Below are 26,263 nucleotides of genomic sequence, written 5' to 3'. Positions count from 1 at the left end.
CCATGAACACTCGAATTTGGTTGCGTAATGTCACCGGTCTCTCGGGGGCGGTTTGGTGGGTGGCCGCCGCCGGAATATTCCTTGGCGGTGGAACCTCTCCCGATGCCGTCGGGGAGACCGCGAACGTTTTCCGGGTCGAACGAGGAACCGTCCTGCTGTATGAACCGGTCACCGAAGTGGGACCGGATTCGTGGAGCCTTGGGGGCGTCGGGAGCGATGCGCTGGTCCGGACCATGGTCGACGGCTTGTTGGACGGTGGCGCCGGTGGACTTGCCGCGTTGGGGATTTCCTTCGGGGGCGTGCTCGACATCGGAGCGACCCTCCAAACGACCGGAGCCAAAACCTTGCGGTTGGGAGGGGGGACGATCCGAATGGAGGCCGACGGCGAGTTGCGATTGACCGGGGCCAACCCGGACAACGAAACGACCATCGCCGGATCCGGTTCGACCGAGCCATCCTGGATCGATCCCGATGGAATGGGAACGCTCCGCCTGGACGCTCCGTTGACGCGGATCGAACCGCAGAACGGCACCGACATTTGGATACACGCGGCGTTGGTCGGCGACCAACCGGTCCGGGTAAGCGGAACCAACGATCTGATCCTCGGAGGCCACCGCTCCAACGCCCACGTCGGTTGGATGCGGGTGGGAGGATCGGGCGCGCTCCGGTTGGGAAAAACCGGCGGGGCGATCGCCGTCGCGGGAGATCTCCGGATCGAAACGGGCGGCAGGGTGGTTCTCGAAAATTCCGGTCAGTTCGCCGACGGCGTAGATGTCGAATTGGCAGGAGGCACTTTTCAACTCAACGGACACTCCGACGAGATAGGATCGTTGTCGCTCGGAGGAGGTGGAGCGATCGATTTCGCTGGCGGTCCGGCGACCCTGTTGGTCCGCGATGCCTTCGTCGACGACGGAGGAGTGATCGTTATCTCCAATTGGAGCGGCTCGTTTTCCGGTGGGGGCGACCATCAACTTTTGTTTGGATTCAATCCGACCGAATTCGTCACGCAGCTTGGGAATCGGTTGGTCTTTGATGGATATGATCACGGGTACCATGTCATCGAGCGCGGCGGTGGAATCTTCGAGATCGCGGCAGCGCCGGAGGGGACGGTGTATCACCATTGGGCTTACGCCCGGCAACTCGATCCGGAAAGCGACGGTGCGCCGCGGGCCGATCCGGACGGTGACGGTGTTCCCAACATCCTTGAATTCGCCTTCGGAACCGACCCGCGGGTGGCGACCCCCCGGCCGACTCCGGAGGTCATCGATAGTTGGCTCGTGCTTCCCTACACCCGGGCCCTCGTCGCGGCGGAGATGGTCGACATAGTCGCGGAACGAGCCTCGGATCTCGCCGGGCCGTGGACCGAAACCGATGTTGAGGATTTGTTGGTCGGGGTGACCGACGGAATCGAATCCCGAATCGCCCGGACCCCGGTCGAGGGTGAACGCGGTTTCCTTCGTTTGCGGGCGGAGTCCGCGCACGCCGCCCGGACGCTTTTTCATTGGACCTGGGAGGGGAGCGACGGAACTCCCGGCAGCTCCGGGACTTGGTGGCATGACAAGAGCGGAAACGGGTTGCATATGGGTGTCGTCGGTAGCGGATCGCCCGGGCGGCATCTGTTGCCTGAAGCCGGGCCCGGATCGACGTTTCCCAATCCGATCCCGAGAACCGGCGACTCCAACACTCACGGACTCGACGTTTCGGGAGGGTGGCTGCGAACGGTTCTGACACCGCTCTTTTTCCGAAACAGTTTCACGGTGGAGACGTTTTTTAATATACCGGACCCCACGACTGAAAGCCGGTTTTTCGCCCTGCAAGGCAGCAAACAACAAGCCAACGGCTACGTCGCGGGCGGCACATTGCGAGTTCGCGTATACAATCCGAATGGTGATTTCGTGACCGGGTTTTCCCCGGTGGATTCCGGGTTGGTGGTGGAAAGCGGCAAGGATTACTATGTGGCGGTCGCGGTCAGTACGGGAGCAAATGCGACGGATCGTTTCGTCGATTTTTATCTCAAAAATCTTACCGACGGAGGATCGCTGCGATACACCCGGGTGTCGATCGACGACATGTTCACCGGATTGTGGGCCGGGGGAAACGTTGCCTTTCGGGTCGGATCGGTCGGCACGTTTTCCGCGATCGGCGAGGTCCGTTACTCGGATGGGATTGTTCCGCGTTCGAATCTGCTGATCAGTCCCCGCATTGACTGGTAGAGGCCGGGTCACGAGGAAGATTCTTCGGTCAACTATCGACTAGAACGGCGTTGCGGCGGAAGAGGTCGTGCTATCGGCTTATTGGCGTTATGGTTAAAAGAATCTGCGTTTCCGTCGCGGTCCTCGCGGGCCTATCGTTATCCTTTGCCGCCGGATTGGCGGGAGCCGAAGTGCGGAGTTATCCGACCTTGGGGAGTATTGATTTTCGGCAGGGAACGATCGAGATGTGGGTCGTGGCGAATTTCGATCCCCACCGGACCACCGACCAAGAGACGTGGACCCGGAATCTGGTGAATTTCGAGCAGGACGGGGAGAATTATTTCCAGGTCGTCTGGCGTTACGCCCACCGTCCCCAATGGGACCATCGGGCCGGCCCATGGGTGCGGGGCAATATCGAAGGGGAGCGGAGTTTCGTTTCGATGCACCTTTGGCCGAGCACTGACGATGTGTTGTCCTCGCTCCGGGAAGGGGAGCGTTTCCACCTCGCCTACTGTTGGGATGGTCAGGAAATCTGGGTGTATGTGAACGGCAGATTGTTCGGCAGTCGCCAACCGATGAGCGGCGGGCGCCTCGGCCTGCGGCCGAGCGAAGACCTCGAGATGGTGGTGGGGAGCAATCGAGATTTGAGCCTCACCGTCGACGACCTTCGGATTTCGTCCTTGCCCCGCCGTCCCAATGAACTCGGTTTCCATGAGCCCGACGGGATGCGCCGCGACGTGCTGACGCTGTTTTTGGAGGAGCGAGAGTAGCCGGGGCCCCGCGAGAGGGGGGCAGACCCCGGTCAGCTTCCTTGTCACTGGGAGGGATGGCATCCTGCCGTCCGCCGTCGGCGTCGGTCTGAGAAGAAGGTCGGCTGGAAGCCAACCCTCCGATTTGGTCCTACAACCTGAATGGCCCCGTAGTCGGGTTGGCTCCGCCGCCCGACCGCATCGGCCAGGGAGCCCAAGACGCCGAGTCCAGCTCCCCGCGTCGAGAGCGGGTTCGATGATCCCGGGCTTTCGAGCACGCCCGGAAATGGGGCGGCAAAGCCAACCCCACTGCTTTGAAGGCCCCGTAGTCGGGTTGGCTCCGCCGCCCGACCGTAGCGGCCAGGGAGCCCAAGACGCCGAGTCAAGCTTCCCGCGTCGAGAGCGGGTTGGATGATCCCGGGCTTTCGAGCACGCCCGGAAATGGGGCGGCAAAGCCAACCCCACTACTTTGAAGGCCCAGTAGTCGGGTTGGCTCCGCCGCCCGACCGTAGCGGCCAGGGAGCCCAAGACGCCGAGTCAAGCTTCCCGCGTCGAGAGCGGGTTCGATGATCCCGGGCCGCTGAGGGCGCCAGAAAAATGGGGTGGCATAGGAGACGCCGCCATGCTCAACCGTTGACGCTTTTTCGTTTGGAAAATCCCCGCAGACCTGCGAGGACATAGGTATGTATTCTTTTTTGTTACGGAAAATCGCCCGAGGGGCCCTGGTTTGCGGGGTGTTGGTTTTGCCTTCGTTTGTGCTGGGAGAATTTGCACCGTCGTGGGAGCGGTTGCCGATGGCGGGGGCTCCGCGGTTGGTCGAGGCGCCGAATGTTGACGGTCGGTTGGATACAAGGGAGTGGTTCGGGGCGGCGAAACTGCCGCCGATTATTAACACCGAGACCGGGCGACGGTATCCGGACGAGACGGAGGTCTTCATCGGTTACACCGACGAGGCCCTTTTCGTCGGTTGGCGGGTTCACCGGCAGCCGGTGGCGATGCGGATGGCGCGGCGCGAAGCGGGATACATTGAGAACGGAGGTCCGTGGGGGGACGATGGGGTGCAGTTGTTGATCGACGTCGAAGGACGCGGGCGGGAGGCGGTCCAGTTTGGCGGAAATCCGGCGGGGGCTTACGGCGATTTGTTGATGACCCGGGAAGGGGGGCGAGTGCATCGCGACCAGAGCCGGAGTTGGGATTGGACTTACGCGGCGCGGGAAATTTCCGGGGGGTGGGAAGGGGAATTGAGCATTCCCTTCGCCAGTCTCGGCTTGGAAGGTCCGCCGGAAACGGGCGCAGAATGGGGGTTCGGATTCGCGCGGTCCGACCGGACTCCCCACGAACGTTATGGCTTTCTCTCGTGGCGCGACCGGGGGGATATGGCTGATCTGAGTCGGATCTCGCGCTTGGTTTTCGCGGGGGATGCGCCGGCGTTCCGGATTCTGGAAATCGGCGAGGTGGCGGAGAGATCGGCCGGGTTGATGGGAGAGTTGATCCAAGTTTCGGATACGGAGAAGACGGTGCGGGTCGAATACGGCATCTACGCGTTGCGCGAGGGCATGGATGTGGAGAACATCTTTTCGACGATCGATTCCGGTCTCGGCGAAGAGGGGATGACCGGAGAGGTGGCGTCGTTCGCCACGGCGGAGACGCAGATCCGGAGCATCCTCGGCTGGTTCGAGCCGTTGGCGGTCGAACGGGTGACGAAGACGGTCGGGGCGGGGAGCCGGACCGGTCTGAATTTGCTTGCCGGTGACGCGCCGGTCGGGTCGTTGTTGATTGCCTGGAAAGTGACCGGCGAGGGAGGCGAAGTTTTGGGAGCGGGGTTGATGCCCGCCGAACGCCATCCGCCGATCCGGGTGGTGGTGACTCCGTATTTCTTGAGCAGCGACGTCCTCGATGTGCGGGTGGAAATCCACAACCAGGAACTAGCGGGTCGGGCCGATCGGATTCGTTTGGAATTGTATCAGGACGGGAGTCGGATTGAGGAGAAGGAAATTTCGGCCCGGCGGTTGGGACGGCGGGTCGTCGTGCCGAGCGATGGGATCGGCGAAGGGGCGTATCAGTTGCGGGTGGAAATTCTGGACGCGGCGGGGGAATCGGTCGGCCGTCTGCCGGTCGCCTTGAACCGTCCGATTCCGGATTGGGTGGCCAACCCCCGGGGGGGGAGCGCGTTTGTTCCGAAGCCGTTCGAGCCGGTGGAAGTGAAGGAGAAGGAAGTCCGGGTCTGGGGCCGGAGTTATCAATTCCAGCCGACCGGATTTCTGCCGTCCCAAATCGTCTCCGCCGGAGAATCGATCTTCGCCGCCGCACCGCGGTTGGTCGCCGAGATCGACGGGAGACCGGTGGAGTTGCGCGGGGAGTTGGAGTTGGAAGAGACGGACCAGGAATTCGCGGTATTCAAATTCACCGGACATTTGGGCGGGGCTGCGGTCGAGGCCCGGACGCGGGTCGAATACGACGGGTTCATGACGGTCGAGTTGGACATCGACGCTTCGGGCCGGGTGGTCGATTCCCTGGCGGTGGAGTTTCCGTTGAAGAAGAGCCAGGCGGAACTTTACACCTTGAACGCCTATTACGACGAACGGGCGCACCGGCCGGATTCGGACGAGATGTTGTTGCTCAGCGGCGGCATTTCCCGGGCCGGTTTGATTGGCGACGGATTTACGATCGGGTTCAACCATGCGGTCTGGCTCGGGACGCCGCACCGCGGATTCCAGTGGTTGACGGAGACCGCTGAGCATTGGGCGATCGCCGATCGGTCGCGCAGCATCGAAGTGTTGCCCGACGCGGAGGAAGGGGTGACGATCCTGCGGTTGCGGGTGATCGACGAATCGGTGGAGACGGACCGACTCTGGTACAAATGGGGGTTGGCCGCGAGCCCGGTCAGACCCTACGGACGTGGTGGCCAGGACATTTACTTCGGTCAATCGGGGACGGTCTGGCGTCGGGTCGAAGGGGATCGCGCGATCGACTGGATCAAGCCGGAGGAACGGTTCGTGGACAACTATCTCGCTCTGGGGGCGGAGTGGTACATCATGCACGCCGATTGGAACCGGGACTTCGCCTTCGGGCAGCCGTTCCGGGAGATCGAGCGGATCGAGCAGCGGCGCGGTTTCAACGATTGGTTGCACGAGAAAGGGTTGCGGAGCGTCTGGTACACCGGATGGAACGCGTTGGACACGGTGATGGAAATGCACCCGTTTTACGGCGAAGCGATGCGGCGGATTCCGACCCGGTTCAGTTGGGGCGGCTACAAGGAATGCACCCGGGGAGGTTACATCGAATATCTGACCGGCGGGGCGGCGTGGATGGTGGAGAACATCGGCGTCGACGGAGTCTATCTCGACAGCACCTCGGGCGCGGAATTCTGTTTGGAGGAGTTGCACGGGTGCGGTTTCGTCGACCCGAAGACCGGGGAACGGGTGGTGACCCGGGATCTCTTCGGACGCCGGGAGTTGTTCAAACGCCTGCACAAGATGTTCCATGGAGAAGTGGTCGAGGACGGTTTCATTTACAGTCACGACGGCTGGGCTCCGGTGCTGGGGATTCTCTCCTTCGCGGACCTCAACCACACGGCGGAAGGAGCGCAGTTGGAGGATTACCACGACCTTGATTTCTACCGGGCTCAGTATAACGCGACGCAATACGGTATCCCGGTCGAGCACGCCTGGCGGTCGGATCATGTCGTCGACCGGAATCACGCCTGGGGGGTGGCGATGTTGCACGGCAACCGGATCAAGCTCTACCCCCACCGGGCGCTCGAGCACGACGACAGCTACGCTCCGGAACGGGGGATCGCCTGGCGGATGTGGGCTCCGAGTCAATGGTTCGATTGGGAGGTCGACTGGGCCTGGTATCCGTATTATGAAAATGGAGACGTGTTGCGCGTCGCCGCAGACGGGGAAATCGTGGCCTCGTTCCATGCGAACGCCAACGACCAGATCATCTTCGTGGCATTCAATAACACGGAAGAAGAAGCGACGGCCGGATTCGAGTTGAATCTGGCGACCCTCGGGTTGCCGCAACGGATGTATGCCTTCGACGTGGTGACCCGCGAACGGTTTGAAATCCGGGGCGGACGTTTCGACCTCGATATCCTCGGGAAGCGCCCCCGGGTGCTGGTCTTCGCGCCGGAGCCGGTCGAGGAGTTTTGAAGGGGAACGGGCTGGGGAACTGGAGGATTTTACAGAAGGAAGCAAAGGAGAGGGAAGTGAAGAAAGCACGGATTTTTTTGACAGAATCATTGGAGGCAAAATCATGGCGGTAAAGGAGTGATCGCTAATGTTTTGCCTCCCTTTGCTTCCTACTGTGGAACGTTCATGCGGGCTGGAGGGCAAAATCGGAGGGTTGGCTTCCAGCCGACCTTACTGAGGACTACGCCGACGGCGGACCTGCCATCCCTCCCAGTGGCGAAGAAGTTTTATTCTGTGTTCCGTGTGGATTTCAGCTTGGAAGGCCGCCGGGCTCAACGGTTGAGCAGAATCCGGTTGTCGTGGGGTAGGGGGGATGATGTTTCTAGAGGGATGAACATCACCCTTTCCAGGAAGACTTTCCGATTGTTGTCCGCGATTCTGCCGGTTTCGCTTCTTTCTGCCATTTCAAGTTTGTCCGGCGGGGAGCCGGATTGGGAGCGTTACCCCCATGTGGGAGCTCCGCGGTTGGTGGCGTCGCCGGAGGTGGATGGACGACTCGACGCGCGCGAATGGATCGGCGCGGCGAAATTGCCCCCGTTGATCAATTCGGAGAACGGACGACGCTACCCCGACCCGACCGATGTATTTGTCGGTTACACTGAAGAGGCGCTTTATATCGGTTGGCGGATTCACCGGGCTCCGGGGCCGATGCGGATAACCCATCGGGAGCCTGGGCGGATCGTCAACGGCGGGCCGTGGCGCGACGATGGGGTGGAGATATTTTTGGACATCACGGGCGAGAGTCGCGAAGCGGTGCAGTTTGGCGGGAACGCGGCGGGGGCTTTCGGAGACCTCTTGTTGAACCGTGATGCGAGCGGGCGGGTCCACCGGGATTTCTCGCGGGAGTGGGATTGGCGTTATGCGACTCGGGAAGTTCCCGGCGGCTGGGAAGGTGAGTTACGGGTTTCGTTTGAAAGCCTCGGGTTGGACGGTCCCCCGGAGGATGGGGCGCAGTGGGGAATCGGGTTCGCCCGGGCCAACAAACTCCCGGTCGACCGCTACGCCTTTTTGTCGTGGCGCGACCGTGATGACTTGGCCGACCTTTCCCGGATGGGGCGTTTGATTTTCGCCGGGGAGGCGCCGGCTTTCCGGATCGATCAACTCGGCGAAGTCGGCGAACGCTCGGCCGGGTTGAAGGGAGAGTTGATCAATCTCACCGACCGGGAAAAGCGGGTTTCCATCGAGTACGGCATTTACGCTCTGCGGGAAGGACTTGAAGCGGAGAACATCTACTCGATCATCGATTCCGGATTGGGGGAAGAAGGGATGGTCGGGGATGTCGGCGCCTTCACCACCGTCGACCGTCAAATCCGCAGTGTGCTCGGGATGTTCCGGCCGTTGGCAGTGGAGCGGGTGGAAAAGACCGTCGCCTCCGACAGCCGGACCGGAGTGATGCTGTTGAGCGAGGATGTTCCGGTCGGAGCTTTGGTAGTTGCGTGGAATGTCGCGGCGGAGGATGGCGAACGGCTCGGGTCGGGAATCTTTTTGGCGGAGCGCCATCCACGTATTCAGTTGTCGGTGACACCATACTTTTTGAGTAGCGATGTCCTCGACGTGCGGGTCGATTTGCATTCGCAGGAGTTGGTGCAGGGGGCTCGCCGGTTTCGTTTGGAACTCACCCAGGGCGGGGAATCGTTGGAAACAAAAGAAGTTCCGGCGGACCGCCGCGGGCAGCGGATCGTGGTGCCGAGCAACCGGATCGAGGAGGGAGCTTACGAGTTGGCGGTGACGGTGTTCGACGGAGCCGGCGAATCGCTGGGGAATTTCTCGCGGGAGTTGAGCCGTCCGATCCCGGACTGGATCACGCAGCCGCGTGGGGTCAGCCGGTTTGTGCCGCCGCCGTATACGCCGGTCGAAGTCGACGGGGACGAAGTGCGGGTGTTGTTGCGGGAATACACCTTCCGGAGTGATTCTTTCCTGCCGGCCCAAGTGGTGGCGTCGGGTGAAGGACTGTTCGCGGGGGCTCCGCGTTTGGTAGGCGAAGTCGACGGCCGTCGGGCGGAGCTGCGCGGGGAACTGGAGCTGGTGGAGACTGATCCGGAATACGCCCGTTATCGATTCGCCGGCGACCTCGGAGGGGTGCCGGTGGAGGCGGAGACCCGGATCGAGTTCGACGGTTTCGTCATCGTCGAATTGAAGGTCGAGCCGAACGGACGGCGGATCGATGAGTTGCACGTGGAGTTCCCATTCGACCGGGAACATACCGAGCTTTACACGCTCCATGCCTATTACGACGAGCGGAACCACCGACCGGACATGGACGAAATGCTGGCGCTGAGTGGTGGAATCTCGAAGGCCGGTTTGATCGGCGACGGCTTCACGATTGGTTTCAATCATGCGGTCTGGCTCGGAACCCCTCGCCGGGGTTTTCAGTGGGTAGCCGACACCGCGGAGCATTGGGCGTTCGGCGACCGCTCGCAAAGCATTGAAGTTTTGCCCGGCGCGGAGGAAGGGGTGACTCTTTTCCGCCTGCGGGTGATCGACAGGCCGGTCGACTCCGGAAGTCTGGAATACAAGTGGGGTTTGATGGCCGGACCGTTTCGGGAGTTGGGAAGTCGGGGGCAGCAATTTTACTACGGCCAAACCGGCGGAAACTTCCGGGACGTGGCCGGGAACGAGCCGAAGCATCGTATCGAGTTGGAAGAACGGTTCGGTGCCGCCTACAAGGAAATCGGGCTCCAATGGTATAACGTCTTCTCGAATTGGAACTCGGAGATTTTCGGTCAGCCTTATCGCGACCTGGGCGGCATGGAGCAACGGCGGGGATTCAATGATTGGATGCACGAACAAGGTTTCAAGACCACTTGGTATACAGGTTGGAACGCGATTCACCCGGCGATGGATTTGTATCCGTTTTATGGGGAAGCGATGCGGCGGATCCCGACCCGCTTCAGCTGGGGAGGTTACAAGGAATGCACCAACGCCGGGTATGTCGAATACCTGTCGGGCGGAGCGGTCTGGATGATTGAGAATCTCGGTATGGACGGCATTTATCTCGACAGCACCCATGGGGCCGAGTTTTGCGAGGAGGAGTTGCACGGGTGTGGATTCGTCGATCCGGAAACCGGACGGCGGATCGTGACCCGCGATATCTTTGGGCGGCGGGAGCTTTTCAAGCGCTTGTATAAGATTTTCCATGGGGAAGTGTTGGAAAACGGCATTGTTTACAGTCACGACGGATGGGCTCCGATTCTCGGGATCATATCCTTCATCGACATCAATCACACGGCGGAGGACGCCCAGTTGGAGAATTTCCACAACCTCGATTTTTATCGGGCGCAGTATAACGCCAGTCAATATGGGGTGCCGGTGGAAAAGGCGTGGCGGGAGGACCATGTGGTCGACCGCAACCATGCTTGGGGCGTCTCGATGGTGCATGGCAATCGGATCAAGATGTATCCCCACCGGGTGTTGCCGACCCCGTCGCAACGCCACACCAATTATGCTTCCGACCGCGGGATCGATTGGCGGATGTGGGTGCCGAGCCAATGGTTCAACTGGGACTCCGAGTGGTCGTGGAATCCATATTATGAAAACGAAGGGGTTCTGCGGGTGGCCGCGGACGGCGAAGTGGTCGGGTCGTTCTGGGTGAACGACGACGGGCAAGTTTCGTTCGTCGGATTCAACAACGAGGAGCGGGAGTTGACCGCTCGCTTCACGCTGAACAACCGGCAACTCGGTTTGCCGCGGACGATGCACGCGCTCGACGTGGTCACCGGGGAAACCATTGTGGTAGAGAACGGTCGGTTCGAATTGGACATTCTCGGCAAGCGTCCCCGGGTGTTAATCATGGCCCCGGAGGAGATTGACCAAACCAGGTGGCCCTTGAACGTAGGCCCGCGCGGCGCCCGGTAGGGGCGGGCGGCGGCCGTTGCAGCAAATCCCGGCTTTAGCCGGTTTTTGAGTCAAGTGGGAACCGCCGAAAGGCGGCACCCCAACAAATGCCCGGATGAAATAGCCGTGGTCAACGTTCGACCAATTCGGAATTGGCGGTCGCTTCGTCACCGGTTTGACTCATCGATGACAACATAGGACCGTCTCCCTGCCCCAAAACGTTAACTTCGCTGGGGCGGCCTCGACCGGAGAACCGTCCAATATCCGATTTCGAATCATCAAGATGACGCTCTTAAATCAAATCCGGCGGGAATCCGCATCACGGCTCGGGATGGCGCTGGCGGCGCTCCTGCTTTTCTCGATCTTCGGCCACGCCCAACCGCTTCACCATTGGACTTGGGAAGGAAGGACGGGAACCGAGGGGCATCCTCGGCCGGATGGGGATTGGTGGGAGGATAAGCTTGGCAATGTGCCGATGTCCTTCGTTTCCGATGGGACGGTCGAGCGGGTCGCGCTACCGGCGACCGGTCCTGGATCGGCGTTCCCGGACCCGATGCCGCAAACCGGCGGGCACAACATCTTCGGGGTCGACACCCGGATCGATGGCGGTTACATCCGGACCGGTCCGACCCCCGCCTTCAATCGGGACCGTTTCACCGTCGAAGTCTTTTTCAATCCGGTGACCGTCGCCGGAACCAGCGAGCGGCGTTTTTTCGATATGTCCCATTCGGTTCAAATGGGGCGGGGATTGGTGCGCAACGGCGTTTTAGCCGCCCGAATCTACACGCCGGATGGCGGCGCCGCCAATTCGGTTCTTCAGTCGAACCTTTCGGTCGTAGCCGGCAAAGATTATTATGCGGCGATCGGGGTGAGCACCGGACCGAATGCCGCCGACCGATTCGTCGACTTCTATCTGAAAAACCTCACCGACAACGGTCCATTGCAGTACCAGCGGGTCTCCCTGGATAGCCGGTTCACCGGAACCAATCACCGGGTGGGTGGACATTCTCTTCGAATTGGGCGGGATAACGCCTTTCATGTGATCGGCGATGTCCGGTATTCCAACGGAATCCTGGCGGAAGCGGACCTGCTGGTTTCCCAACCGCCAATGCCGCCGTTGGTTTTGGAAGCTCTCGGAGTCGACACGGAATCGGGGGGGGTGACGCTGGGATTCCGCGGGATGCCGAACCGCCCTTACCAGTTGGAGGTGTCGGAGGATTTGGCTTCGTGGCGTTTGGGCAATCAATTGCGGACGGATTCCGACGCGCTCGGTTTGGCGGTCTTCTATGATGCCGCCGCCGCCGGACTTGACCGCAGGTTTTATCGGATGCGCCCGGTGCGGGCCTCGGTGACCGTCACCCCGTATTTTCTCAGCAGCGACGTGCTTGACGTCCGGGTGTATCCGTATGATCGCGACATCCGCGATCAAGCCGACCGGTTCCTGATCGAAGTCCGTCAAAACGGAAGCCTGTTGGAATCGAAGGAGACCGCCGCCAGCGTCCTCAGCGAACGGATTGTTGTGCCGAGCGATCAGGTCGGCGAAGGGGATTACGAGGTCGTGGTTCATTTTCTCGATACGGCGGGTAACCCGATCGAGCGGATCGTTTCCCACCAGCGACGACCGATTCCGACGTGGGTGAGCGAGCCCCCTGGGATTACCTCGTTTGTGCCTGCGCCGTTCGAACCGGTGGAGGTAAATACCTTGGAGGTCCACGTCTGGGATCGAACTTACGCCTTCGCTCCCGACGCGTTTCTCCCGGCTCAGATGACTGCCGCTCAACAACCGCTGTTCGCCAGTGCCCCGCGTCTGAAGGCGGCGGTCGACGGACAACCAGCGGAGTTGACCGGAACCTTGGCGTTGGCAGCGAACGATCCGGAGCACGCGGTCTATGAGTTCTCCGGTTTCCTCGGACCGGTCGCGGTCGAAGCCACGACCCGGATCGAGTTCGACGGCTTTATCCTGATCGATTTCGCGCTGGAGGCCGCGGGACGGACAATCGATTCCCTGATGGTGGAGTTTCCGGTGTTGAATCAGCACGCCGAGCTTTACACGCTGCACGCTTATTACGACGAGCGGAATCATCGAAACGACTTACCGGTTGACCCGGTCCTGACCGGAGGAATCCCCCGGGCCGGTCTCATCGACAACGGATTCACCATCGGATTCAACCACGCCGTCTGGCTCGGCACCCCGCGCCGCGGTTTCCAATGGGTTGCGGAGACGGCGAAGCATTGGGCGATCGTCGACCGGTCGCGCAGCATCGAGGTATTGCCGGACGACGAGCCCGGAGTCACGATGTTTCGCCTCCGGGTGATTGATAAACCTGTCCAACCCTCCCGTCTCGAATACCAATGGGGGTTGATGGCCGGGCCGGTGCGTCCTTACGGGCGGCAAGGACAGGACTTTTATTTCGGTCAAAACGCGGGGAGCTTCCTCACCGCCGAGACCCTGGCCGACCGGATCGCGCAGGAGAACCACTTCGTCGATTATTACCTGGATATCGCGGGCGACGAACTCTGGTATCATGTCTTTGCCAATTGGAACGCCGATTTCGCGTTCGGCCAACCGTTCCGGGAAATCGGCGGGATGGATATGCGGCGCGACTTCAACGATTGGTTGCAATCGAAAGGGACCCGACCGGTCTGGTACGGCAGCTTCAACGGAATGCACCGCAATATGGAAATGTATCCATATTATGGGGAAGCCATGCGCCGGGTTCCGTTTCGGTTCGACTTCGACGGCGACACCGAATGCGCCTACGGCGGATTCATCGAGTATCTCGCCGGGGGAGCGGCTTGGATGATTGAGAACCTCGGGATGGAGGGGATCTATCTCGACCACGTGTCGGGGGCGGAGCCGTGTTTCGAGGAGTTGCATGGCTGTGGATTCGTCGATCCGGACACCGGGAAACGGGTGGTCTCCCGCGACTTCTTCGGGCGGCGGGAGGCGTTTAAACGGGTCTACAAGATCTTCAATGGCGAAATCCTGCCGGAGGGATTGATTTACAGTCACGACGGCTGGGCTCCGATTCTGGGAATCATGTCGTTCACCCACATCAATCATACCGCCGAGGAAGCGCTTTTCGAATATTTCGACAATCTTGACTTCTACCGGGCGAAATACAACCCGACTCAACTCGGGGTTCCGGTGGAACACGCGTGGCGGCCGGATCATCCGGTGGAACGCAATCACGCCTGGGGCGTCTCGTTGATCCATGGCAATCGGATCAAGATGTATCCGCATCGTCTGACACCTGGGAGCCGGGGGACGAGTTACGCTCCGGAAGCGGGGATCGATTGGCGGATGTGGGCTTCGAGCCGGTGGTTCAATTGGGAGAGTCCCTGGTCGTGGCATCCGTATTATGAAAACGGCAACGTGTTGCAGGTTTCCGCGGAAAACGTCGTCGCCTCGTTCCATGTCAACGACGACGGGCAGATCGCTTTCACCGCCTTCAACAGCGGTGAACAGGAGGAGTGGGCCTTTTTCACCCTACAGAACCAGCAGTTGGGGCTGCCGAGCACGTTGCACGCGCGCGATGTGGTGACAGGTGACACCTTTCAGTTCAGTGGCGGTTCTTTCGGGCTCAGTGTCCTGGGCAAAAGGCCTCGGGTGTTGGTGATTGCTCCGCAACCGATCGGCGCGAACGACCTCTGATCGTTGGCCTGATGCGCGAAGGAAACTGTTCAACGGTTTAACAATGGCATTTTGACGGTCTCGCTCCCTTCCTGTTGGTTGGTGGCCTGACGCGAAATACGAGGAGACGGGGGGTGGGAGTTTACGCCCCGTAAAATGAAAGACGAATCACTGAGAATCATGAAAAAGAAATACGCCATCGTGGGCACGGGCACCCGGTCGAAAATGTATTTTAACGCCTTGTTGGATACCCACGCCGATGTGGGGGAATTGGTGGCGTTATGCGACATCAACCCGACCCGGGTCGCCTATTACAACAATCTTGCTCAAAAGGATTTCGGATTGGCCGCTCCGCTTCCGGCCTACGGAGCCGATGAATTTGAGCGGATGATCGAGGAGACCGCTCCTGATTCGGTCATCGTGACCACTACCGATTGCACTCACCATCATTACATCATCCGGGCGATGGAACTCGGTTGCGACGTCATCACGGAAAAACCGATGACGACCGATGCGGAGAAGTGCCAGGCGATCGTCGACGCGGTGGAACGGACCGGCCGCGATCTCCGAGTGACATTCAACTACCGCTACAGTCCGCGCAACTCTAAGGTGAAGGAAATTCTCCAATCGGGGGAAATCGGCGACGTTCTTTCGGTCCATTTCGAGTGGTTGCTCGATACTCGTCACGGGGCCGACTATTTCCGCCGTTGGCATCGGGACAAGAAGAACTCCGGCGGCCTGATGGTGCATAAATCGACCCATCACTTCGACCTCGTCAATTGGTGGCTTGGCGCCATGCCTGAAACGGTATTCGCGATGGGCAAACTCGGTTTTTACGGGCGGGCCAACGGCGAGAAGCGGGGGCTGACCGAATTCCCTTCCCGTTACCACGGTTGGCCGGGAGCGAAATCAGATCCGTTTGCGATCCATATGGCGGAGAATCCGATCCATAAGGCCCTGTTCCTCGACGCCGAAAAGCACGATGGCTACATCCGCGACCATAATGTGTTCGGTGAAAACATCACGATCGAGGACACCATGAGCGTGATGGTCCGCTACGACAATGCGGCATTTCTCACCTATTCCTTGAACGCCCATTGTCCATGGGAAGGCTACCGGGTGATGTTTAACGGCACCAAGGGGCGGTTGGAAGTCGAGGTAGTCGAGCGTTCCTATGTCGCCGGTGCGAAAACGGATCACAACATGGCCGGCCAGCACGCGTTGGCGACCGATCCGAGCCTCGAGGGTGAGGCGGAGGACTTGGAGAATCGGATGAAGCGTCCGATGATCCTGTTGCAACGGCATTGGGAAAAGGCTCGGGAGATTCCTTTTGAAGTGCAAACCGGAGGCGGCCATGGCGGCGGCGACATCCGTTTGTTGAACGATATTTTCCGTGGCGGCGAAGCGGATCCACTCGGCCGGGCCGCCAATTTCCTCGACGGTGCACGCAGCATCTTGGTCGGGATCGCGGCCAATCGCTGTTTTAAAACCAAAAAACCGGTCGAGGTTTCCGAGCTGGTCCGATTCCCCGAGTTCCAGTCCGAACCGGAACCGGCCGCTTTGGTCTGAGCGACCTTGGGAAAGATTTTGGGGATCAGTCTGATCCCTGAAGGGCCGATTCCCATGAATCGGAGGGTGTAATGGGTGAAGCCGCCCGCGGGAGCGCGGGCGGCTTTTTCCATGAATACGTTCGGCCTCCTAAATAGGTCCCGTCCGAAAAGGGTTCGCAGCGACCGGACCGGCCTGGAAACACACCCCACCGCTCTAGCGAGCGGTCCCCCCTCTCAAGAGGGGATCTTTTTGTAAGCCATTCCCCTCTTGAGAGGGGGGACCATGCGCGAGCATGGTGGGGTGTGTCCCCGCTGTTTCCGCCAAGCGAACGGTCGCAACCCTTTTCGGTTACCCTCTAAATACTCTTCATTCGCGAATACCTGCGAAACCTGCGGTTCAAAATCCACTTTCCGGTGTCAGTCGGATCCGCCAGCGATCAACACCTCGACACCACGGCTCCGGATTTCGTCCAGCAGATCCCGGGGGGCTTTTCCGTCGGTGATGATGCAGTCGATTTCGTCGAAGCCGCAAAGCCGCGAAAGGGAGCGGCGGCCGAACTTGGTGTGGTCGAGGCAAAAAACGACCTTCCGGGCGGCCGCGATCATCGCGCGTTGGATATCGATCAACAAGGCGTGTGAGTTGTAGATCCCGTCGGCAGTGACTCCGTTGCTGCTCATGATCGCCAGGTCGACGTGCGCCTCTCGAAAGGCTCGCTCCGCCAGCGGACCGACCAGCACCCCGAGTCGCGGATAGACGACCCCGCCGGAAAGGATCACTTCCACCCGACTGCTTGAGGCGAAGAGGTTGGCGACCGGCAGGGAGTTGGTGAAAATCTGCGGCTCTTTCGTTTCCAGATGCCGGGCGACCTGAAAGACCGTCGATCCGGCGTCGAGCACCAAGCTTTGCCGCGGACCGACCAGGTCGGCGCAAAGGAGCCCCATCCGCTCTTTCTCCGCCACTTCCTGGGTCGTGCGGATGGTGAAGACGAACTCTTCCGTCTTTGGCGCGTTCAGCCGGGCTCCTCCATGGGTTCGGCGGATTCCCCCTTCCGCCTCCAGTCGGATGAGATCCCGGCGGACGGTGGAGATGGAACCGCCGACCTGTCGGACCAGTTCTTCGAGGGAAGCGAATTCTGATTGTCGAAGGTAATCGACGATTCGGGCGCGGCGTTCTTCAGCTTGCATAAATCGATGGGTTGGTGAGTTTGGCGTCCGTGAGAACGGAATGCCGCCCCTTCAGGGCTCGGGGTTCCGTGGAAGGCGGAAACCCAAGGCGTTGCCCTAGGCTGTTGGATATCCCCCTTCGGGGATTTGGAAACGGTTGGAGGTCGTCGGAATGCCGCCCCTTCAGGGCTCGCGATCCGTAAATGGCGGAAACCCAGGGCGTTGCCCTGGGCTGTTGAATGTCCCCCTTCGGGGGTCTGGAAACGGTCGGAGGCCACAGCCGTCGCGCCAGCCCCGAAGGGGCGGTTTATCGTGGTTCAAGTCCGGTTGGTTCGCAACAATGACGGCAACCCGGTCGTGCCAGCCCCGAAGGGGCGGAATCCTATAGCCCAGGGCAACGCCCTGGGTTAAAAATGGAAGAAAAGGAAAAGCCCTGAAAGGGTGAAATGGGCGGCGGCCATCGTCGCGTGATCTGCGGCTGATGGCGGTCGAACAAACCAGGCCGGGGCCCCTGGAATGCCGCCCCTTCAGGGCTCGCGATCCGTAAATGGCGGAAACCCAGGGCGTTGCCCTGGGCTGTTGGATGTCCCCCTTCGGGGGGCTGGAAACGGTCGGAGGTCGTCGGAATGCCGTCCCTTCAGGGCTCGGGTTCCGTGGATGGCGGAAACCCAGGGCGTTGCCCTGGGTTGTTGGATGTCCCCCTTCGGGGGTCTGGAAACGGTTGGAGGCCACCGGAATGCCGCCCCTTCAGGGCTCGCGGTCCGTGGACGGCGGAATCCCAGGGCGTTGCCCTGGGTTGTTGGATGTCCCCCCTTCGGGGGTCTGGAAACGGTTGGAGGTCACCGGAATGCCGCCCCTTCAGGGCTCGGGTTCCGTGGATGGCGGAAACCCAGGGCGTTGCCCTGGGCTGTTGGATGTCCCCCTTCGGGGGTCTGGAAACGGTCGGAGGCCACAGCCGTCGCGCCAGCCCCGAAGGGGCGGAATTCTATAGCCCAGGGCAACGCCCTGGGTTAAAAATGGAAAAAAGGAAGAGCCCTGAAAGGGTGAAATGGGCGTCGGCCATCGTCGCACAATCCACGAACGATGACGGTAGGGTGAAACAGGCGGGTCCCCCGGAACGTCGCCCCTTCAGGGCTCGCGTTCCGCGGATGGCGGAAACCCAGGGCCTTGCCCTGGGCGGTTGGATGTCCCCCTTCGGGGGCCTGGAAACCGTCGCCACCGAAGACCGACCGGCGCTTTCTCGAACGAAGGGATCATGCATGCGGAGGTTCGCATCGGTGGCCGGTTGTGGGATTCTTCAAAGCTCATGGGTGAATGAAATCGACCGAAGAATGGAAGATATTGGAAGATTTTCAATCTTTTTGTTCAAAACGCTTGACGTTCGTTTCCAGAATCGCCTCAATCGGACAGTAGATATTCAGCCCATGATGCAATCATCCAAACCATTGCCGCACCGCGCCGTCATCGAGCACCACGTTCGCCAAGCGGTTTATCGGCGCTTGGGGAAGCCGCTGCCGTCGTTGGCCACGGCGCCGAATCCGTTGATCGTCAACGTGAGCGCCCGCCATTGCCATTTGACCCAGGAGGCGGTCGACGCCCTTTTCGGCAAAGGGTATCAATTGCAGGTCCACAAATATCTGTACCAGGAAGGGCATTACGCGGCGAAGGAAACCGTTACGTTGATCGGGCCGCGCAGTCGGGTGATTTCGAATCTGCGGATCCTCGGGCCGTGCCGCGACGCCAACCAGGTCGAACTCGCTTACACCGATGCCATCGCGCTCGGTTTCGATATTCCGGTCCGCATCTCCGGCGACATCAAGGACACCCCAGGCTGCATGCTGATGGGGCCGAAGGGATTTTGGGAAATGTCCCACGGGGTGATCCGGGCGATGCGCCATGTTCACATGCACCCCGACGACGCCGCTTTTTACGGGGTGAAGGGGGCGGCTCCATGAAGTTGAAGATCGGCGGACCGTGCGGCCTGACCCTCGACCACGTCCTCGTCCGGGAGGATCCGAAAGTGAAACTCGAGGTCCATATCGACACGGACGAAGGAAACGCCTGTAACATCCGTCCGGATACGCCCTGCGAACTGGTCCGAGCCTGAACGAGAGACCGACGAACCGATGCGAATTTTTCGGACGCCGTCAGACTGGCGGCGTTCAAAAGACCCGAGCAACAACTCAACAGCTTAGCAAAAGCACGAATAACCAACAAATGCGGCACGGCCGCTTGATACAATGAGTGAAGCACTAGGAATGGTGGAAACCAAAGGATACGTTGGCAGCGTTGAAGCCAGCGATGCCATGGTGAAGGCCGCGAACGTGACGATCGTCCGCACTGTCCAAATCGGCGGCGGGCTGATCACCGTCCTCGCTCGCGGGGATGTTGGCAGCATTAAAGCGGCCGTGGACGCGGGGGCTGCTGCCGCCGCGCGGGTGGGGGAACTGGTCAGTTCCCACGTGATCGCCCGCCCGCACGAAGACTTGCTCGATACCTTCATGAAGTAGTCCGGTATCGGGAAAACGAATATAAAAACGAAAGAATTTACAGTTATGGCACAGCAAGCACTGGGAATGATCGAGGTGAAGGGGTTCGCCACCCTCGTTGAAGCGAGCGACGCCGCTCTCAAGTCGGCCAACGTGACGTTGGTCGGTTGGGAAAAGGTCGGCAGCGGTTATGTGACCGCCTTTTTCCGGGGCGACGTCGCCGCGGTCAAGGCGGCCACTGATTCGGCCGCCGCCGCCGCGTCGCAAATCGGAGAGGTGATCAGCGTCCAGGTCATTCCGCGTCCGCACGAGGATTTGGCCGGTCTCGGTTCCTTCATCGCCTGATTCCGCCGGTTTCGCTAAGAGTTCGACGGTTCACCCTTTCGACAGCCCGATGAATATTCTGGTCGCAAATCTCGGCTCGACCTCGCTCAAATACCGCTTGTTCCGTTTCGACGGAGACAAGGCGGAGATGGTGACGCGGGGCGGCTACGAGCGGGTCACCGATTATTCGGCGGCGATCGACGAATGCCTGGCCGCGTTGCGGGAAGGCGGATTCGTTGAAAAGCCGGGCGATCTTTCGGCCGTGGCGTTCAAGACGATCATGGCGAAGGGCCGGAGCGGTTGCGTGGTGGCCGACGACGAACTTCTTGAAGCGATGGAGGCGTGGAGCCGGATCGCTCCCGCCCACAATCCGCCTTACGTCCAGGGGATTCGGGCCTTTTCCCGGCAGATGCCGGGGGTTCCGATGATCGCCTTGTTCGAAACCGCGTTTTATCAGTGGCTCCCGGAAGGGGCCCGGCAATACGCGGTGCCGCGCGACTGGAAGGAGGCCGGGGTGGTCCGTCACGGATTCCACGGCGCCAGCCACAAGTTCATCGCGGAGCGTTCGGCGGAGTTGCTCGGACGGCCGGACATCGCGAAACGGGCCACCGAACTCTACACTGGATTGCAGCCGCGGGATGCGGGCGCCAAACCGTTGCGGGTGATTTCGTGTCACCTCGGCGGCAGTTCCTCCATCACCGGTTTGCTCGACGGCGTGGCGATCGGCAACAGCTTCGGGACGAGCCCGCAATCGGGCTTGCCGCAAAACAATCGCAGCGGAGACTTGGATCCGTTTGCCCTCCTGCACATGATGCGGGAGAAAAAACTCTCCATTGAGGAGACCGAAAGTCTTCTCAGCCGGGAGTCGGGTTTGAAGGCGTTGTCGGGCGGTTGCACCGATCTCCGGGACATCAAGGCGAAGGCCGATGCCGGGGACGCGGACGCCAAGGCCGCCATCGACGTTTACGTCCACCAGATCCGTCACTGGATCGGCGCGTTCCACCTTGAATTGAACGGGATCGACGCGCTGGTTTTCACCGCCGGGATCGGCGAGAACAATCCCTGGTTGCGCGAGGCGGTTTGCCGCGGACTCGATCAACTCGGGATTCGCGTCGACGCTTCGGCGAACGAATCGCTCGGTTCGGCCGAGGGCTCGCTCGGGGCGGCCGATTCGCCGGTGAAAATCCTGGTGATACCCACCAACGAAGAACTGGTCGTGGCGCGTGAAGCGCACCGGCTTTTGCGAAATCAACCTCGGAGCTGATTATTTCCCATGGCTAAAACAGCAAACAAATCTATCAAAACCACCAAACAAGAAAGTCCATCTATGGCACAGCAAGCAATTGGAATGTTGGAAACACGCGGCCTGGTCGCCCTCGTTGAGGGGACCGACGCCATGCTCAAGGCCGCCAACGTCGAGTTGGCCGGTCCGATGAAACAGGTCGGCAACGCCCTCGTTACCGCCGTTGTCGTCGGCGATGTGGCCGCCGTCAAAGCGGCTACCGATGCCGGCGTGCAAGCCGCGAAGGCGGTCGGCGGCGAAGTGGTGAGCGTGCACGTGATCGCCCGCCCGCATACCGACGTCAACGCCGTTCTCCCGAACAAAGCGGGTTCGAAATAATCCCTCATGTTCCTCGCCAAAGTTGAAGGTTCGGTCGTTTCGACCAAGAAGGACGCCTCGATGAACGGGCGCCGCCTTCTCCTGGTTCGTCCCCAGTTGGTGGACGACAAGGACCCGGGCAAACTTCGCCCGGGACAGAACACGATCGTGGCGGTGGATGTGGTCGGCGCGGGCGAAGGGGAGATGGTGATGTTTTCCCAGGGCAGTTCCGCCCGCCTCGCCGCGAACCTGAAGGATTGTCCGGTCGACGCGGTGATTATCGGGATTGTGGATACGGTCGACGTATTCGGAAAACAGATCTTTTCCGCCCGGGAGGAGTGACCGGTCGTCCGGGAGAATAATAGGAGAGCTTGAGCAGTGAATGAAGATTTAGTCAGGAATATCGTAGCGGAAGTGATGGGTCGCCTTGGGGGTCCCCCGGCCGCGCCGCAAAGCCAATCGGTCGCTTCGGCCACTCCGGCGGCTCCGCATCCGGCCAACGGGAGCGGTTCCTGCCGTTGCCATGGTGGCAACGGCCATGGGGGCGGATACTCCTCCGGACGGCGTTTCGGTGTCTTCGAGGATCCGAACGAGGCGTGCGCCGCCGCCCACGACGCGTTTCGCCAACTCCAGCAAAAAGGAGTGGCGGCCCGTCGCACGGTGATCGACATCGTCAAGAAAATGGCCGTTGCCAACGCCGAATCCTGGGGACGCCAGGAGTTGGAGGAAACGAAGATCGGCCGCCTCGACCATAAAATCGAGAAATTGCAGATCATCAAACTCGTCCCCGGAGTGGAGTTCATCCATCCCTATGGGATGAGCGGCGATGCCGGGATCACATTGGAAGAATACACGCCGTTCGGCGTGGTCGTCGCGGTCACCCCGTCGACCCATTCGATCCCGACGCTCAGCGGCAACATTATCAATGTCGTCGCCGCGGGCAATGCCGTCGTGTTCAACGCCCATCCGAGCGCCAACCAATGCGCCGGCATGGCGGTGCGCGCCTACAACGAGGAAATCTACCGCCAGACCGGCATCGAAAACCTCGTCTGCATCGTTCGCAAGCCGACCCTCGAATCGTTCGCCGCCCTTTGCGCCAACGACCACGTCCGGCTGCTTCTCATCACCGGCGGACCGGGAGTGGTGAAAGCGGCCATGGTCACCGGCAAACGGGCCATTTGCGCCGGTCCCGGCAATCCGCCGGTGGTGGTCGACGAATCGGCCAACATCGAGAAGGCCGCCGAAAGCATCATCAAGGGGGCCGCTTACGACAACAATTTGCTCTGCATCGGCGAAAAAGAGGTCTTCGTGATCGATCGGGTCGCCGATGAATTGATGGCCGCCATGGAACGCCGCAGCGCGGTCCGGTTGTCTTCATCGCAGCTCGACCGCTTGACCAGCGAGGTCTTTTCCTTCCCGCAAGGGCAGGGGGCGGGTTGCGGACATCCGGCTTTAAATCGCGATCTGATCGGTAAGGACGCCGCGGTGTTGGCCCGGCGCGCCGGTGTCGACGTGCCACAAGGGACCGAGCTCTTGTTCGCCGAAACCGACGCCCGCCACGCTTTCGTCCAGGAGGAGCAGATGATGCCGTTCCTGCCGATCGTGCGGGTGCGCGACATCGACGAAGCGATCCGACTCGCCAAGCAGGCGGAGCACAACTACCGCCACACCTCGATCATCCACACCCGCAACGTCGACCACATGACGGCGATGGCCCGGGAAATGGACACCACCTTGTTCGTCAAGAACGGCCCTTCGATGGCCGGTCTCGGCTTGGGGGGCGAGGGTTATCTGAGTTACTCGATCGCCACGCCGACCGGCGAAGGGGTGACCAATCCGAAGACCTTCACCCGCACCCGCCGGTGCGTGATGGTGGAAAACCTTCGTATATACTGATTCGATACCGATGATCCTTGCCCGCGTCGAAGGCAGTGTCACCTCCACCCGCAAGCACAAGAGCTACGACGGGTGGAAACTGCTGTTGTGCCAGCCGATCAATTCCGACGGCGGGCGCAATGGCGGACCGGTGATCGCCATCGATCCGAAAGGGGCGGGGAGGGGTGATCATGTCATCGTCTCGACCGACGGCCAAGCCGCCCGCACCGCGGTCAAAGATCCAATGAGTCCGGCTCGTCACATGATCGTCGCCATCGTCGACAACATCGACGAGTTGGCCGCCAAGTCGAACGGAGGTTCCCGATGAAGGTCGGCCACGTGATCGGCCGGGTGACGTTGAGTCAGACCATCCCCGGCATCAAGGGGGCGCGATGGTTGATCGTCAGCCCGATGACCCGTGAGACTTTGCAAAAACTACCCGGCGATCCCGGTTTGAGTCCGGAAGCGAGCCCGGTCGTTTACGACGACCTCGGCGCCGGGCCCGGCGACCTGATCGGCTTTGTCGAAGGCCGGGAAGCGGCGTCGCCGTTCAATCCACCCATTCCGATCGACGCGATCAACGGCGCGATCCTCGATCACATCCATTACACACCTGTCACATGAGAAAAGTTATCACGGAAAAGGAAATCCAGGAGATGCGGGCCCGGGGAGAAGATCTCCGTTCGCTTCCCGCCAACGCCCTCTACACGCCCTCCGCCCGCGACTTGCTTTCCACGTTGAACGTCTCCCCCGATGGTCGGAACCACGCTCCGGCAGCCCGTCCGGTTTCTTCCGCTCCGGCTCCGTCGGCCTCGGGCGGGAGCGAGATCGAGCGTATTTTCAATTCGCCGGAGAGCCAGAAGATTAAGGAGGAGATTTGCGACATCGGCCGACGCCTTTGGCAGCGCGAATATGTCGACGGAAACGGCGGCAACATTTCCTACCGGATCGGTGAGAACCTGGTCCTTTGCACGCCGACCCTCGTATCCAAAGGGTTCATGAAACCGGAGGACATCTGCCTGGTCGACCTGGAAGGCAACCAGAAAGCGGGGGTCAAGAAACGGACCAGCGAGATCCTGATGCATTTGCAGATCATGAAGGCGCAGCCGAAGGCGAAGGCGGTGGTGCATTGCCATCCGCCTTCCTCCACCGGCTTCGCGGTCGCCGGGGTGAAACCGCCGACCTGCATGATCCCGGAAATCGAGGTCTTCATCGGCGAAGTTCCGATCGCCCCCTACATGACTCCCGGCACGCCGGAGTTGGGGGCGAAGATCGCCAGCATGACCAACCATCACAACACCATTTTGATGGCCAATCACGGGGTGGTCGCTTGGAGCAACACCGTTGAGGATGCCTATTTCAAAATGGAGATCGTCGAGGCCTATTGCCGCACCATCCTGGTGGCGGCCCAGCTCGGCCAACCGTTGAAGACCTTCTCCAGCGGTCAGTTGCAGGATCTGTTGTCGATCAAGAAGACCCTCGACATTCCCGACCGCCGCCACGGCTTGAAGGAGTGCGAACTCTGTGACAACGACGAATGGCGTCCGGGAGTGAGCTGCCAATTGCCGGCCGAGGATGTGCGTCCTCAACCCCAGCCGAACGCCGATCCCGAAGCCGAGGCGATCATCCAATCGGTGACCGATATGATCATGAAAGAATTGAAAGGAGCAGCAACAGCATGAAGGCAACCATCATAGGCGGCGGCGGACGAGTCGGTTCGTGCGCGGCGTTCGCCCTCCAGTGCGGAGGACTTGTATCCGAAATCCAATTGCTCGACGCCAATGTCGACATGGCCGAAGGCGAAGCGCTCGACCTCTTGCACGGCAGTTCCTTCTCCGCCGACCAGCGGATTTACGCCGGGGACTACGCCCGGGCGGCCGACAGCGACATTTTCATCATCACCGCCGGCCTCCGCCGGAAACCGGACGAGTCCCGCCTCGATTTGATCAACCGCAACGTCGCGTTGTTCAATCAGATCCTCGACAGTATTCACTCCGCCGGCCTGCGCCGCGACGCGATCGTGTTCGTGGTTTCGAACCCGGTCGACATCCTGACCCAGCTCGCCGTGCAACGCCTCGGTTTGCCGTGGCAGCAAGTGATCGGCCTCGGCACGCAGCTCGACACCGCCCGTTTCTCCTCATTCATCGCGGAAGAACTCAACCTGGCGGCGACGCAAGTGAAGTCTTTGATCCTCGGCGAACACGGCGATTCGATGGTGCCGATCTGGTCGCATGCTTCGGTCAACGGCCTGCCGATCGACGGCCTTCCGCAATTCACCCCGAATTTTCAGAACCAGGTGTTCGCCCGGACCCGCGGCAGCGGGGCGGAAGTGATCAAGAAAAAGGGGGCGCCGGCTGGGCGGTCGCCCTGGCGATCCGCGACACCGTCGACGCGATCGTCCTCGACCAGCGCCGCCTTCAACCGGTTTCCTCGTTGCAACAAGGCGCCTACGGCATCCGCAACATTTGCTTGAGCGTCCCGACCGTGATCGGCCGCCGCGGGGTGATCGACCAAGTCGAGATCAAACTCTGGCCCAAAGAACAGCTCGGCCTCCAAACCTCCGCCCGCTCCCTCCAGGAGACCTTGCGGAAGGTGACTTGACCCGGCCGGATAGGTCGATGAAGGCGTGGCTTCATCGTTACGTAGCGAATCTTCCCCG

The 26,263-nt window shown here is 60.8% G+C and carries 16 protein-coding genes and 2 pseudogenes; 17 read left to right on the top strand and 1 reads right to left on the bottom strand.

The window, feature by feature from the left end; translation table 11 throughout:
• Positions 1-2: 2 nt before the first annotated feature.
• The 6 genes from ACWUI2_RS01410 (at position 3) to ACWUI2_RS01385 (ending at position 16,171) form a co-directional block, all read left to right on the top strand.
• Positions 3-2,213, top strand: a complete 2,211-nt coding sequence (locus ACWUI2_RS01410) for a hypothetical protein (protein ID WP_486981072.1) — start codon at positions 3-5, stop codon at positions 2,211-2,213.
• Positions 2,214-2,302: 89 nt separating this feature from the next.
• The gene (locus tag ACWUI2_RS01405) at positions 2,303-2,962 is read left to right on the top strand and encodes a hypothetical protein (RefSeq protein ID WP_486981071.1); all 660 of its coding nucleotides are present in this window, start codon (positions 2,303-2,305) and stop codon (positions 2,960-2,962) included.
• 674 nt (positions 2,963-3,636) lie between these two features.
• Entirely contained in the window at positions 3,637-7,095 is a 3,459-nt protein-coding gene (locus tag ACWUI2_RS01400) for a glycoside hydrolase domain-containing protein (protein WP_486981070.1), read from the top strand.
• 369 nt (positions 7,096-7,464) lie between these two features.
• Positions 7,465-10,989, top strand: coding sequence for a DOMON domain-containing protein (locus tag ACWUI2_RS01395; protein ID WP_486981069.1), 3,525 nt, complete (start codon positions 7,465-7,467; stop codon positions 10,987-10,989).
• Positions 10,990-11,251: 262 nt separating this feature from the next.
• On the top strand, positions 11,252-14,623 hold the full coding sequence (locus ACWUI2_RS01390; protein ID WP_486981068.1) for a hypothetical protein: 3,372 nt from the start codon (positions 11,252-11,254) through the stop codon (positions 14,621-14,623).
• Between the two features lie 156 nt (positions 14,624-14,779).
• Entirely contained in the window at positions 14,780-16,171 is a 1,392-nt protein-coding gene (locus ACWUI2_RS01385; RefSeq protein WP_486985030.1) for a Gfo/Idh/MocA family protein, read from the top strand.
• Positions 16,172-16,569: 398 nt separating this feature from the next.
• Here ACWUI2_RS01385 and ACWUI2_RS01380 read toward each other — a convergent pair whose 3' ends face one another.
• Positions 16,570-17,337, bottom strand: coding sequence for a DeoR/GlpR family DNA-binding transcription regulator (locus ACWUI2_RS01380; RefSeq protein WP_486981067.1), 768 nt, complete (start codon positions 17,335-17,337; stop codon positions 16,570-16,572).
• 1,406 nt (positions 17,338-18,743) lie between these two features.
• Here ACWUI2_RS01380 and pduL point away from each other — a divergent pair.
• The 11 genes and pseudogenes from pduL (at position 18,744) to ACWUI2_RS01325 (ending at position 26,205) form a co-directional block, all read left to right on the top strand.
• Positions 18,744-19,423: pseudogene (gene pduL / locus ACWUI2_RS01375) on the top strand (phosphate propanoyltransferase).
• A gap of 133 nt (positions 19,424-19,556) precedes the next feature.
• On the top strand, positions 19,557-19,826 hold the full coding sequence (locus ACWUI2_RS01370) for a BMC domain-containing protein (protein ID WP_486981066.1): 270 nt from the start codon (positions 19,557-19,559) through the stop codon (positions 19,824-19,826).
• Positions 19,827-19,871: 45 nt separating this feature from the next.
• Entirely contained in the window at positions 19,872-20,150 is a 279-nt protein-coding gene (locus ACWUI2_RS01365; protein WP_486981065.1) for a BMC domain-containing protein, read from the top strand.
• 49 nt (positions 20,151-20,199) lie between these two features.
• Entirely contained in the window at positions 20,200-21,393 is a 1,194-nt protein-coding gene (locus ACWUI2_RS01360) for an acetate/propionate family kinase (protein ID WP_486981064.1), read from the top strand.
• Between the two features lie 63 nt (positions 21,394-21,456).
• Positions 21,457-21,750 (top strand): BMC domain-containing protein, encoded by a 294-nt coding sequence (locus tag ACWUI2_RS01355; protein ID WP_486981063.1) that lies wholly within the window; start codon positions 21,457-21,459, stop codon positions 21,748-21,750.
• Positions 21,751-21,756: 6 nt separating this feature from the next.
• On the top strand, positions 21,757-22,071 hold the full coding sequence (locus ACWUI2_RS01350) for a EutN/CcmL family microcompartment protein (protein ID WP_486981062.1): 315 nt from the start codon (positions 21,757-21,759) through the stop codon (positions 22,069-22,071).
• Between the two features lie 75 nt (positions 22,072-22,146).
• Positions 22,147-23,625 carry an aldehyde dehydrogenase family protein gene (locus ACWUI2_RS01345; protein WP_486985029.1) on the top strand — a complete coding sequence of 493 codons (1,479 nt, stop codon included), beginning with the start codon at positions 22,147-22,149 and terminating at the stop codon, positions 23,623-23,625.
• Positions 23,626-23,635: 10 nt separating this feature from the next.
• Positions 23,636-23,932 carry a EutN/CcmL family microcompartment protein gene (locus tag ACWUI2_RS01340; protein ID WP_486981061.1) on the top strand — a complete coding sequence of 99 codons (297 nt, stop codon included), beginning with the start codon at positions 23,636-23,638 and terminating at the stop codon, positions 23,930-23,932.
• A complete protein-coding gene (locus ACWUI2_RS01335) occupies positions 23,929-24,228 on the top strand; it encodes a EutN/CcmL family microcompartment protein (protein WP_486981060.1) in 300 nt (99 codons plus the stop codon). Before ACWUI2_RS01340 ends, ACWUI2_RS01335 begins: the two co-directional genes overlap by 4 nt.
• Positions 24,225-25,286 (top strand): class II aldolase/adducin family protein, encoded by a 1,062-nt coding sequence (locus ACWUI2_RS01330; RefSeq protein ID WP_486981059.1) that lies wholly within the window; start codon positions 24,225-24,227, stop codon positions 25,284-25,286. The genes ACWUI2_RS01335 and ACWUI2_RS01330 overlap by 4 nt, the downstream gene beginning before the upstream one ends.
• Positions 25,283-26,205 (top strand): annotated as a pseudogene (locus ACWUI2_RS01325) (lactate/malate dehydrogenase family protein). Before ACWUI2_RS01330 ends, ACWUI2_RS01325 begins: the two are co-directional and overlap by 4 nt.
• Positions 26,206-26,263: the final 58 nt, after the last annotated feature.

It is taken from the genome of Verruconatronum alginivorum, assembly GCF_056590205.1.
Note: the sequence above shows the minus strand (reverse complement) of the source record. Positions and strands in the feature narration are given on the sequence as shown.

What these genes read in the sequence shown, in the direction of transcription:
- ACWUI2_RS01410 (WP_486981072.1), top strand. Translation starts at nt 3, where the DNA reads ATGAACACTCGAATTTGGTTGCGTAATGTCACCGGTCTCTCGGGGGCG.
- ACWUI2_RS01405 (WP_486981071.1), top strand. Translation starts at nt 2,303, where the DNA reads ATGGTTAAAAGAATCTGCGTTTCCGTCGCGGTCCTCGCGGGCCTATCG.
- ACWUI2_RS01395 (WP_486981069.1), top strand. Translation starts at nt 7,465, where the DNA reads ATGAACATCACCCTTTCCAGGAAGACTTTCCGATTGTTGTCCGCGATT.
- ACWUI2_RS01390 (WP_486981068.1), top strand. Translation starts at nt 11,252, where the DNA reads ATGACGCTCTTAAATCAAATCCGGCGGGAATCCGCATCACGGCTCGGG.
- ACWUI2_RS01380 (WP_486981067.1), bottom strand. Translation starts at nt 17,337, where the DNA reads ATGCAAGCTGAAGAACGCCGCGCCCGAATCGTCGATTACCTTCGACAA.
- ACWUI2_RS01370 (WP_486981066.1), top strand. Translation starts at nt 19,557, where the DNA reads ATGAGTGAAGCACTAGGAATGGTGGAAACCAAAGGATACGTTGGCAGC.
- ACWUI2_RS01365 (WP_486981065.1), top strand. Translation starts at nt 19,872, where the DNA reads ATGGCACAGCAAGCACTGGGAATGATCGAGGTGAAGGGGTTCGCCACC.
- ACWUI2_RS01360 (WP_486981064.1), top strand. Translation starts at nt 20,200, where the DNA reads ATGAATATTCTGGTCGCAAATCTCGGCTCGACCTCGCTCAAATACCGC.
- ACWUI2_RS01355 (WP_486981063.1), top strand. Translation starts at nt 21,457, where the DNA reads ATGGCACAGCAAGCAATTGGAATGTTGGAAACACGCGGCCTGGTCGCC.
- ACWUI2_RS01350 (WP_486981062.1), top strand. Translation starts at nt 21,757, where the DNA reads ATGTTCCTCGCCAAAGTTGAAGGTTCGGTCGTTTCGACCAAGAAGGAC.
- ACWUI2_RS01345 (WP_486985029.1), top strand. Translation starts at nt 22,147, where the DNA reads ATGGGTCGCCTTGGGGGTCCCCCGGCCGCGCCGCAAAGCCAATCGGTC.
- ACWUI2_RS01340 (WP_486981061.1), top strand. Translation starts at nt 23,636, where the DNA reads ATGATCCTTGCCCGCGTCGAAGGCAGTGTCACCTCCACCCGCAAGCAC.
- ACWUI2_RS01335 (WP_486981060.1), top strand. Translation starts at nt 23,929, where the DNA reads ATGAAGGTCGGCCACGTGATCGGCCGGGTGACGTTGAGTCAGACCATC.
- ACWUI2_RS01330 (WP_486981059.1), top strand. Translation starts at nt 24,225, where the DNA reads ATGAGAAAAGTTATCACGGAAAAGGAAATCCAGGAGATGCGGGCCCGG.